Genomic DNA, 3,438 nt, shown 5'->3' with positions numbered 1-3,438 from the left:
GCGTGGCTGCGTGGTGTCGGACAGGGTCGAAGCCACGCATGGCGTGGCTCTACAATGGGGTTTTCCACCATCCGGAGAGACGACGCCATGACCACTGCCTTCGATTTCTCGTTCGTGGACCTGGACGGCCAGCCGCAGGCGCTGGACCAGTACCGGGGCAAGGTGCTGCTGCTGGTGAACGTGGCCAGCAAGTGCGGCTTCACCCCCCAGTACGAGGGCCTGGAGGCGCTGTGGCGCGAGTACGGGCCGCGTGGGCTGGTGGTGATCGGCTTCCCCTGCGACCAGTTCGGCCACCAGGAGCCGGGCAATGCCGAGGAGATCCGCAGCTTCTGCTCGCTGACCTATGAGGTCGATTTCCCGCTGTCGGAGAAGGTCGACGTCAACGGCGACCGGACCCACCCGTTGTGGCAATGGCTGAAGGCCGAGAAGACCGGCCTGCTCGGCACCAAGGGCATCAAATGGAACTTCAGCAAGTTCCTGGTCGGCCGCGATGGGCAGGTGCTGGAACGCTACGCGCCGACCGACAAGCCGGAGAGCCTCCGCGGCGATATCGAGAAGGCGCTGGCGTAACCGGGGATACGATGGACACGTGACCCCGGGCAATCCCGGGATCGCGGATTATTTCTCGACGAACGCGCGCTCGAACACGTAGTGCCCGGGCGTACCAATGCGCGGCGAGGTCTGGAACCCACGCGCGTCCAGCACCTGGCGCAGGTCGGCCAGCATCTGCGGGCTGCCGCAGATCATGGCGCGGTCGTTTTCCGGGCTCAGTTCCGGCAGGCCCAGGGTGCGTTGCATCTCACCGCTTTCCAGCAGCGAGGTCAGGCGGCCCTGGTTGGGGAAGGGTTCGCGGGTGACCGCCGGGTAGTAGAGCAGCTTGTCGCCGATCATCTCGCCCAGGAATTCGTGCTCGCGCAGTTCCTTCTCGAACAGGTCGCGGTAGGCCAGATCCTTCTCGAAGCGCACGCCGTGGGTGAGGATCACCTTGTCGAAGCGCTCGTAGGTTTCCGGGTCCTTGATCACCGACAGCCACGGGGCCAAGCCGGTGCCGGTGCCCAGCAGGTACAGATGCTTGCCAGGGTGCAGGTCGCTGATCAGCAGGGTGCCGGTCGGCTTCTTGCCCACCAGTACCTTGTCGCCCGGCTTGATGTGCTGCAGGCGCGAGGTCAGCGGACCGTCCTGCACCTTGATGCTGAAGAACTCCAGGTTCTCTTCCCAGTTGGCGCTGGCGATGGAATACGCACGCAGCAGCGGCCGCGCCTCGGTTTCCAGGCCGATCATCACGAACTGGCCGTTTTCAAAGCGGAAACCGCTGTCGCGGGTGGTGGTGAAGCTGAAGTAGGCGTCCGTCCAGTGACGGACTTCAAGCACCGTTTCGGCACCAAAAGCGGAAGACATGGGGGTGGGGTCTGATCTGGTTCGTCGCGGCTATTCTAGCGCAGATGAGATAAATTCTCATTGACTGGCCTGTTGGGGCCGCCCGGACCCGCCGGGTGCCGACCGACCCGTAGAGCGGGGCTTGCCCCGCTGAAGCTTTCCCGGTGCATCCGGCAAGCGGGGCAAGCCCCGCTCTACGGCATCGCGGCATTCCGATGCCACATGCGGCGGTTCGCACCGACGGCGTCAGCGATACCCTGCGGCCTGCAGCTCGAACAGCTCGGCGTAGCGCCCGCCCTGCGTCATCAGTTCGGCATGGGTACCACTGGCCTCCAGCCGGCCGTCGGCCAGCACCAGAATGCGGTCGGCCATGCGCACCGAGGAGAAACGGTGCGAAATCAGCACCGCGGTGCGGTTGTCGGACAGCTCCTTGAAGCGCTGGAAGACCTCGAACTCGGCGCGGGCATCCAGCGCGGCAGTGGGTTCATCCAGAATCATCACCTGCGCGTCGCGCATATAGGCGCGGGCAATGGCGATTTTCTGCCACTGGCCGCCAGAGAGGTCCACGCCCTGCTTGAAACGTCGCCCGATCAGCTGGTCGTAGCCGTCGGGCAGGCTGGCGATGACCTCGTCGGCCATGCCGCGGCGGGCGGCGTCTCGGATCCGGCCTTCGTCCTGCATGGCCCCGACCAGGCCGACGCCGATGTTCTCGCCAGCGGTCAGGTTGTAGCGCACGAAGTCCTGGAAGATCACCCCCATGTTGGCGCGCAGGTCGTCCAGGTCGTAGTCGCGCAGGTCGCGGCCGTCGAGCAGGATGCGGCCTTCGTCGGGGTCGTACAGGCGGGCCAGCAGCTTCACCAGCGTGGTCTTGCCGGCCCCGTTCTCGCCCACCAGCGCCAGCACCTCACCGGCGCGCAGTTCAAAACTCAGATGACGCACGGCCCAGCGCTCTGCATCCGGGTAGCGGAAGCCGACGTTGTCGAACACGAAGCCCTGGGTGATCGGCTGCGGCACCGGCACCGCGTCGGTGCGCGAGTGGATTTCCGGCTGGATCTGGAAGAACGAGAACAGATCGTCCAGATACAGCGCCTGGCTGGCCACCTGTGAGAATCCGATCAGCAGCCCTTCCAGCAACTGGCGCAGGCGCAGGAAGCTGCCGGCCAGGAAGGTGAGGTCGCCGATGGAGAAGTCGCCGCGCACGGTGCGCCAGGCGATGTAGGCGTAGGCGGTGTAGTAGCCCAGCGTGCCCAGCGCGGCGAGCAGGGTGCCCCAGAACGCACGCTTGCGCGCCAGCCGGCGGTTGGCCTGGAAAAACCGGTCGGCCAGCACGCGGTAGCGGTCGATCAGGAACCGGTGCAGGTTGAAGATCTTCACTTCCTTCGCCGTTTCCACGCTGGCCCCGATCTGGCGCAGGTAGTCGAGCTGGCGGCGCTCGGGCGTCCATTGGAAGTTGAGGCTGTAGCCGGCGGCATTGAAGTGCGATTCGCCGATGAACGCCGGCACCAGCGCCACCGCCAGCAGCAGGATCAGCCACGGTGCGTAGACCAGCAGGCCCACGGCCAGGCTGGCCACGGTGATCGCGTCCTGGACCTGGCCGAACAGCTGGCTCATCAGGTTCATCCGGCCCATGGTCTGGCGCCGGGCGCGGTCCAGTTTGTCCTGCAGGTCGGGGTCTTCGAAGTCCTCCAGGTCCAGCTCGGCGGCGTGCTCCATCAGGCGCACGCTGGTGGCGTTGGTGAACAGCTCCGAGAGCAGGGTGTCGGCGTAGCTGACGATGCGGCCGAGCAGGTCCGAGGCGATGGCCAGCCCGAACTCCAGCGCCAGCAGGACCAGCAGCGGGTTGAGCAGACCGCTGGACAGCGCCTCGCTGAACGGCGGGAACCCGGCCTCATGGCGGCTGAGCAGCAGCGCCGCGTCGATGATCAGCTTGCCCACGTAGAGCATGGCCACCGGCAGCAGGGCGCGGATCACGCGCAGGCCGAGGCTGGCGGTGGGCCCCCCCGGGGGGGGCGGCCCGCTATGGGGCCGGGACGGCGGGCGGGTTGGCCGCCCCCGGGAGCG

Annotated in this window: 3 protein-coding genes; 1 reads left to right on the top strand and 2 read right to left on the bottom strand. The window is 66.7% G+C overall.

Going from position 1 to position 3,438, the window contains the following annotated elements; translation table 11 throughout:
• The first annotated feature begins 87 nt into the window (after positions 1–87).
• Positions 88–570: a glutathione peroxidase gene (locus QMX83_RS20805; protein ID WP_282298523.1), complete on the top strand. Its 483-nt coding sequence runs from the start codon at positions 88–90 to the stop codon at positions 568–570.
• Positions 571–618: 48 nt separating this feature from the next.
• Here the strand turns inward: QMX83_RS20805 and QMX83_RS20800 are convergent, their stop codons facing one another.
• Both QMX83_RS20800 and QMX83_RS20795 read right to left on the bottom strand, forming a co-directional pair.
• Positions 619–1,398: a ferredoxin--NADP reductase gene (locus QMX83_RS20800; RefSeq protein WP_282298522.1), complete on the bottom strand. Its 780-nt coding sequence runs from the start codon at positions 1,396–1,398 to the stop codon at positions 619–621.
• Positions 1,399–1,623: 225 nt separating this feature from the next.
• A partial coding sequence (locus QMX83_RS20795) for an ABC transporter ATP-binding protein (RefSeq protein ID WP_282298521.1) occupies positions 1,624–3,438 on the bottom strand: 1,815 nt, incomplete at its 5' end.

Source organism: Stenotrophomonas sp. PS02289, from assembly GCF_029960115.1.
In the GTDB taxonomy this organism is placed as follows: domain Bacteria; phylum Pseudomonadota; class Gammaproteobacteria; order Xanthomonadales; family Xanthomonadaceae; genus Stenotrophomonas.
Note: the sequence above shows the minus strand (reverse complement) of the source record. Positions and strands in the feature narration are given on the sequence as shown.